7 protein-coding genes are annotated in these 7,759 nt (G+C 49.5%); 6 read left to right on the plus strand and 1 reads right to left on the minus strand.

What is annotated here, in order from left to right:
- On the minus strand, positions 1-299 hold a 299-nt coding region (locus H6A34_RS12705; RefSeq protein ID WP_205102961.1), incomplete at its 3' end, for a transposase.
- A 264-nt stretch (positions 300-563) separates the two neighbouring features.
- Here H6A34_RS12705 and H6A34_RS12710 point away from each other — a divergent pair.
- From H6A34_RS12710 to lpdA, 6 genes are all read left to right on the plus strand, one after another.
- Positions 564-1,547 (plus strand): lipoate--protein ligase, encoded by a 984-nt coding sequence (locus tag H6A34_RS12710; RefSeq protein WP_205105821.1) that lies wholly within the window; start codon positions 564-566, stop codon positions 1,545-1,547.
- Positions 1,548-1,623: 76 nt separating this feature from the next.
- Positions 1,624-2,715, plus strand: a complete 1,092-nt coding sequence (gene gcvT, locus H6A34_RS12715; RefSeq protein WP_021947844.1) for a glycine cleavage system aminomethyltransferase GcvT — start codon at positions 1,624-1,626, stop codon at positions 2,713-2,715.
- A gap of 22 nt (positions 2,716-2,737) precedes the next feature.
- Positions 2,738-3,118 (plus strand): glycine cleavage system protein GcvH, encoded by a 381-nt coding sequence (gene gcvH / locus H6A34_RS12720; RefSeq protein WP_021947843.1) that lies wholly within the window; start codon positions 2,738-2,740, stop codon positions 3,116-3,118.
- A gap of 52 nt (positions 3,119-3,170) precedes the next feature.
- Positions 3,171-4,487, plus strand: a complete 1,317-nt coding sequence (gene gcvPA / locus H6A34_RS12725) for an aminomethyl-transferring glycine dehydrogenase subunit GcvPA (protein WP_205105822.1) — start codon at positions 3,171-3,173, stop codon at positions 4,485-4,487.
- A 33-nt stretch (positions 4,488-4,520) separates the two neighbouring features.
- Positions 4,521-5,975, plus strand: a complete 1,455-nt coding sequence (gene gcvPB / locus H6A34_RS12730) for an aminomethyl-transferring glycine dehydrogenase subunit GcvPB (protein WP_205105823.1) — start codon at positions 4,521-4,523, stop codon at positions 5,973-5,975.
- Complete coding sequence (lpdA, locus tag H6A34_RS12735) at positions 5,965-7,281, plus strand: dihydrolipoyl dehydrogenase (protein WP_205105824.1); 1,317 nt, start codon at positions 5,965-5,967, stop codon at positions 7,279-7,281. Before gcvPB ends, lpdA begins: the two co-directional genes overlap by 11 nt.
- The last annotated feature ends 478 nt before the right edge of the window (positions 7,282-7,759 follow it).

The following is a 7,759-nucleotide window of genomic DNA, read 5'->3' on the forward strand; positions in this document are numbered from 1 at the left end:
GCCTCCGTCTCCAAACGCGAGTACGCAAGCGCCTTCTCCAACTCGCGCACGCGCTTGCGCAGGGCCGCGTTCTCATCCCTGTATTCCTCCTTGCTGCGTCTTGCCATGTCGTCGTATTCTTCTTCCGACGGCAAAGATAAGGTTTTCTCACCATATTTTGACTGCCATGACGACAATAACGTCGGATTACACAGGCCATACTTCTTTGCACACTTGCGCTTGCTCATGCCTGACGAGTAATAGTCACGAAGGACGCTCAATTTGAACTCCTCGCTGTACTTTGTTGGATTCTTTCGCATTGTTTTACACATTTTTTATTGTTCATAAATGTGTCAACTTTTGCCAGGACAAGACATTGGGAATGCTGTTTGCCGTCAATTGGAAAGCAATTGTTTTTCTATGCGTATTTTATGCGCCGCAAATTATTTTCAGGTTGAATTTTTATCAGTATTTCATTCGCCCGTTACGATTAAATTGTTATCTTTGTAACACGGTAAGACTTGCCGTAATGGCGCTGCCGTAACCTTTTGACACATTGTGCCTGATATAACTTGAAAAACGGAATGTTATACGTTGCTTTGCCTGAAGAAAAGATACGAAAAGTGTCGTTTTATTTAGCCATGGAGGAATTTGTGGCGCGTAACGTCACGGCTGACGACTGCCTGTTTTACTGGCAGGTTGAGCCTTCCGTAGTGTTCGGGCGCAACCAGCTTGTAAGCAATGAGGTAAACGTGGATTATTGCCGGAGCCACGGCATAGGCATGTTCAGGCGAAAGAGCGGCGGCGGTTGCGTGTATGCCGACAATGACAACGTAATGTTTTCGTTCATAACAGGTGGCGACAACGTGGGCCTTACGTTTAACCGCTACATGCAGATGATGGTGCTTATGCTCAGAAGAATGGGCGTCGAGGCGACAGCCGACGGCCGTAACGACATCCTGATAGAAGGCCGGAAGGTGTCGGGCACGGCATTTTATCACATACCCGGCCGTAACATAGTACACGGCACAATGCTTTTTGATACCGACATGGACAACATGACGCGCAGCATAACGCCGCCGGGAGAGAAGCTGGCGAGCAACGGCGTGGACAGCGTGCGCCGGCGCGTGGCACTGTTGAAAGACTATATTGACGTAAGCATTGACGACTTCAAGGCAGACATACGGCGTACTCTGTGTGACGGCGAGCATGTCTTGACACAGGCTGACGTTGAGGAAATAGAGAGGATAGAACGTGAGGTTTATCTCTCGCCCGATTTCATTTACGGTAATAATCCGCGCCACACGCTGACCAGACGGCGCAGGATTGACGGGGTGGGAGAGCTTGAAGCGCTTATTGACGTTAAGGGTACGGTAATCAAGAGCGTGACCCTCAATGGCGATTTCTTTGTTACGGGCGATGTTGATGGCGGTCTATTGGCATGCCTTAATAACGTAGTACTGACCCGTGAGGCGGTTGCACTCGCATTACCTGACCATACGGAAGATTACATTATGAACCTTCGTAAAGAGGATTTTGTCGACCTTCTGTGCGGCGACGGTGATTAGTTAATGCACGACGGAGATAGTTTAACCGTTTGAAAAACTTTATTCTGTAAGAAACTTGTCAACAAATATAATATTTATGGAAAATAAAAGAACATGTCTTTACGGCAAGCACGTGGCCCTTGGGGCACTGATGCAGCCTTTTGCAGGCTATGACATGCCAATACAGTATTCGTCAATCATCGACGAACATAACGCCGTGCGTACGGCATGCGGCGTGTTCGACGTGTCACACATGGGCGAGGTCGTCGTTACGGGAAAGGACGCCTTGCGCTACGTTAACCATATATTTACCAATGATGTCAATGCCATCGGTGCGGGGCAGGTGCTCTACGGCATGATGCTTTATCCTGACGGCGGAACGGTTGACGACCTCCTTGTGTACAGGATGGGTGACGAGAGCTTCTTCCTTGTCATCAACGCTTCTAATACGGATAAGGACGTAGCCTGGTTAAAGGACAATACCGAAGGCTTCGATGTCAAGGTAGAGGATGTGTCAGAGCATTTTGGACAGCTTGCCGTGCAAGGTCCCGAAGCCGAGAAGGTTGTCGAGGAGGTGCTCGGTTTGCCGTGTAAAGAACTAGTGTTTTACACGTTCAAGACCCTCGATGTTGACGGCGACGTTATCATATTGAGCCGTACCGGATACACGGGAGAGGATGGCTTTGAGATTTACGGTAACCACAACATTATCAATAAGTTTTGGGATGAGCTTATTGCGAGCGGGCGATGCAAGCCTTGTGGACTGGGTTGCCGCGACACTTTGCGCTTCGAGGTCGGCCTTCCGCTTTACGGTAATGAGCTTGAGCGAGACATAAGTCCCGTAATGGCAGGGCTTAGCATGTTCTGTAAGCTCGATAAAGAAGAGTTTATCGGTAAGGAAGCCGTCGCTCAACAGAAGTCGGAAGGCGTTGGCCGCAAGGTTGTCGGCATAGAGCTTGAAGGCCATGCTGTGCCGCGTCATGGTTACGACGTGGTGGCAGACGGCAAGGTTGTAGGTAAGGTTACTACTGGTTACCGTTCAATTTCTACCGACAAGAGCGTATGTATGGCGCTTGTTGACGTCGCATACGCCAAGCTTGGCACTGCCGTTGAGGTACAAATACGCAAAAAGACATTCCCCGGAACGGTGGTGAAGAAGCGTTTTTACGATAAACATTACAAGAAATAATAATCTAAAAAATAAGAATATCATGGCAAAAGTTATTGAAGGACTCTATTATTCAGAGTCTCACGAGTATGTGAAAATAGAAGGTGAGTATGGTTATATCGGCATAACCGATTATGCCCAGAACGCTCTCGGCAACGTGGTATATGTAGACATGCCCGATGTTGACGACGATATTGAGGCCGGAGAGGAGTTTGGCGCGGTTGAAAGCGTCAAGGCCGCAAGTGACCTTATTGCCCCTGTAAGCGGCACGGTAGTTGAAGTTAACGAGGGGCTTGAGGATTCTCCTGAACTCGTCAACCAAGATGCTTATGCTAATTGGATTATAAAGGTGAGACTTTCGGATACCGGCGACCTTGACAATCTTATGGACGCGGCGGCCTATGAGGAGTTTTGCAATAAATAGGTAATGGTCTTGTATGGCTTAATGCCTTGGAAACCTATAACATAAAAAATATATGTCATTTAAGTATTTTCCGCATACAGAGGGCGATATCGACGCTATGCTCAGCCGTATCGGCGTGCAGTCGCTCGACGATTTGTATGCAGACGTGCCTGAAGGAATACGCTTCAAGGGCGAATATGACTTGCCTGAGGCCAAGAGTGAGGTTGAGGTGAGACGTTTTTTTGACGCTTTGTGCCGTGGAGACAGGCAGCTTACGTGCTTTGCCGGTGCCGGAGTGTACGATCATTATACGCCTTCGATAATACCATATATCATTGAACGCTCTGAATTCCTGACAAGCTATACGCCTTACCAGGCTGAAATATCACAGGGAACGCTGCATTATATCTTTGAATACCAGACTATGATGGCCCGTCTTACGGGCATGGATATATCCAATGCGTCGATGTATGATGGCACTACGGCTACCGCCGAGGCAGTGCTGATGGCCAAGGCCGCGGCTAAAAAGGCTGATACGGTGCTGGTTTCGGATACTGTCGACCCTAAGATTCAGGCTGTAGTGAATACTTATGCACACTTCCATGGAGTGAAGATAAGAATAATAGGACATGCAGAAGGTGTGACAGATAAGGGTGAAATGTGCCGCATGCTTGATGAAGGCGGCGTTGCCGGAGTTGTGGTACAGCAGCCCAACCGTTATGGAATAATAGAGGACTATGGTGGTTTTGCCGAAGCCTGTCATGACAAGAAAGCTCTTTTGATAATGAATTCGGTAGCTGCCGACCTTGCGTTGTTGAAAACTCCGGGAGAGTGGGGCGCCGATATAGCCGTGGGCGACGGACAGTCGCTTGGCATTCCGATGTCGTTCGGCGGTCCGTATGTTGGCTATATGTGTTGCACGGAGAAGCTTATGCGTAAGATGCCGGGCAGGATTGTAGGCGAGACACGCGACAGCCGTGGCAACCGTTCGTTTGTATTGACGCTTCAGGCACGCGAGCAACATATCCGTAGACAGAAGGCAACGTCGAACATTTGTTCAAATGAAAGCCTCATGGCGTTATTCGTTACAGTCTACATGGCTACTATGGGACGCAATGGTTTGAAAGAGGCTGCATCCCTTTCTTATGCCGGTGCGCATTATCTTTGTGACGAACTGGTTAAGACGGGGCGCTTTACGCTTGTTTATAATCATCCGTTCTTTAATGAGTTTTGCGTGAGGTATGACGGCGATGTGGACGCTTTGCAAAGTAAATTGGCAGACAACGGTATTCTCGGTGGCGTGAAGATAGCTGACGATATACTGATGTTCGCCATGACTGAAAAGCGCACCAAAGAGGAGATTGACCGCCTAGTGGATTTATGTAAGTAGTTTCTTAACCTGTAATTCTTATTTTCCAGAGAAATGAACAGAAAACTTTACGGCAAACTTATATTCGAGCTTTCGCATGAAGGAAGTAAAGCTTATTCGTTGCCGAAAAACAGATATGGCGATTATGAGCTCCCATCCTGTATGCGGAGGGTTGCCGACGTGGACCTGCCTGAGTGTGATGAACTGACTGTCGTGCGTCATTATACGAATCTGAGTGGCAATAACTTTGGTGTTGATAACGGCTTTTATCCGTTAGGAAGCTGTACGATGAAGTATAATCCGGCAATTAATGAGGAAATAGCTGCGCGCAAGGAATTTGCCGAAATGCATCCCGCACAACCTTTGAATACATGTCAAGGAGCTCTTGCAGCTTATTATGGATTGCAGAAATCACTGTCGGCAATAACCGGTATGGGTGAGTTTACGTTGAATCCTTTTGCCGGTGCGCATGGCGAATTGACAGGACTTATGATAATTCGGGCTTACCATGAGAGCCGTGGTGACGGTAAAAGGGTAAAAGTCATAGTGCCGGACTCGGCCCATGGAACCAATCCTGCCTCGGCTGCGGTATGCGGACTTGAAGTGGTAGAGGTAAAAAGTACGGCTGACGGGACGGTTGACGTGGCCGACTTGCGTGGCTTGTTGGACGATACCGTGGCCGCGATGATGATGACTAATCCCAACACTCTTGGTTTGTTTGAACCCGAAATACCCGAGATTGCGCGGCTTGTACATGAATGCGGGGCGCTGATGTATTATGACGGAGCTAACCTGAATCCCATGCTTGGAGCATGCCGACCGGGTGATATGGGCTTTGACGTGATGCACGTCAACCTCCACAAGACATTCTCAACGCCCCACGGTGGTGGCGGTCCGGGCAGTGGTCCGGTAGGAGTGAGGGCCGGACTTGAGCAATTTTTACCCAAACCGAGGGTTGTAAAGCATGGCGACAAGTACGAATTGGAAGCCGGAGGTGACGGTGATATCCACGTAGGGGCATTTCTTGGCAACTTTGGTGTTGAGCTAAAGGCTTATTCATATATCCTGACGCTTGGTCGTGAGAATATCAAGATGGTAGGTCCGTTGGCTACGCTCAATGCCAATTACATAAAGGAAAGCCTTAAAGATGTCTACGAATTGCCGATAAAAGGCTTGTGTAAGCATGAATTTGTCTTTGACGGGCTAAAAGACAAGACGACCGGAGTTACAACGATGGATGTGGCAAAGCGTCTGCTTGATTTCGGCATGCATGCTCCGACGATATATTTCCCGCTGTTGTTCCATGAAGCAATGATGATAGAACCGACGGAAACGGAAAGCAAGGAAACCATAGACTTGTTTATCGACACAATGCGCAAGATAGCCCGTGAGGCCTCCGAAGAGCCTGATTTGGTTAAGGGGGCGCCACACAATACGCCCATAGGGCGTGTTGACGACGTACTTGCAGCCAAGCATCCGGTACTAAAATACATTAAAGATGAAGACTGATCTCATAATAATAGGCGCCGGGCCGGGCGGTTATCACACGGCGGTATATGCCGCCAGGCAAGGATTGGAGGTAACAATCATCGAGCGGAAGCATGTTGGCGGGACCTGTCTCAACAGCGGTTGCATACCGACCAAGGCTTTGTGCCATGATGCGTCTTTGCTGGACGCTGCCAGTTTGGTAACGGGCGCTCAGCCAGAAGTTGATTTCGACAGGATAAGCAACCGTAAACGTGACGTTGTGGAAAAGCTACGGCAGGATGTCGAATCACTCATGGCACAGCCAGGCATAACCCTCGTGCGTGGCAATGCTGTGTTCAAGGACAGGAATACCGTGTCCGTAAACGGCGAGGATTATTGTTCCGACAATATCATAATAGCTACGGGGTCGCGCCCGAAGCCCCTAAGGGTGGAAGGTTTCGACCTGCCGGGCGTGATGACCTCTGATGGTTTGCTCGAACTAAACACCCTTCCACGCACTTTGTGTATCATTGGCGCTGGCGTGATAGGTCTCGAGTTCGCTTCCGTGTTCAGGAGTTTCGGGTGCGAGGTAACCGTCGTTGAATACATGAAAGAGTGCCTTCCCCCATACGATCAGGACATTTCGCGGCGTGTGCGCAAGGCTATGGAGAAGCGTGGCATAAAGTTCGTAATGCAGGCCGGGGTAAGCCGTATCGCCACGACCGACGGACTTCTTGAAGTTAATTACGAGTGTAAGGGCAAGGCCGGGCAGGCCGTTGCCGACATCGTACTCGTGGCGACGGGCCGTGAAGCCGACTCCGGCGGACTTGGCCTTGAAGCCATAGGCGTGGCAACAGAGCGTGGCTGTATCACCGTAGACGATAATATGCGTACCAACATTGACGGCATTTACGCCATCGGTGACGTCAACGGGCGTTGCATGTTGGCCCATGCCGCCATAATGCAGGGCATGAGATGCGTTAACTGCATTATCGGAAAGCCTGATGATATACGTCTCGACGTAATGCCGTCGGCCGTGTTCACCAATCCCGAAGCGGCGTCGGTAGGACTTACCGAGGCGCAATGCCGTGACGCAGGGTTGGACTATTCAGTCCGCAAGACTCCGTTCCGTGCCAACGGGCGTGCCGTTGCCGACGAGGCAGACGGCGGTTTGTTGAAGCTGATAACAGGCAGTGGCGGCAGGATAATAGGCTGTCATGTGTGCGGCGTCCATGCCGCCGACATCGTACAGGAAGTGTCGGCCCTGATGGCGGTGGACTGTACTGTCGACCGTCTTCACGACATAACCCACATCCATCCCACAATAGCCGAGCTGCTGGTAAGCTGATTGTTGTAAGCAAATCGTAACATATTGATTTTCAGCGTGTTACGTATGGTGTTTTAAATAGTGCCAAACTGAATTATAAAAGGCCGTCTTTCGCATTGTAAAAGATGGCCTTTTAGTTTGTTAAAGGGCATTTATTGTAATGCAAAAGATGACCTTTTGCATCTTCATTGTTTTTCCGTTGTCTTTTCCTGAAATAGGTTGACAGTTTTTGTTTAAATAAACTACATTATTTTACACACTCTTGATAGAGGTACTGGAATAGTTGACATCGCATCAGGAAATGTGCCGCTTTACTTTACATTCCCGGTCTTTGTCAGGCGGACCCGCGGGGCCGCCTGACAAAATCGCAGCAAAGATACTATCTTCCGTTGTCATTCCCTCCATGCCCCACCGTTTTTTTTCTTTTCCACAGCCGTTTTTGTTCGCCGCTCCCGGCGTGCGCCGTCTCCGGGGTGTTGTTACCGATGCTCATGTGGGG

The organism is Marseilla massiliensis, from assembly GCF_016899855.1.
GTDB lineage: Bacteria > Bacteroidota > Bacteroidia > Bacteroidales > Bacteroidaceae > Prevotella.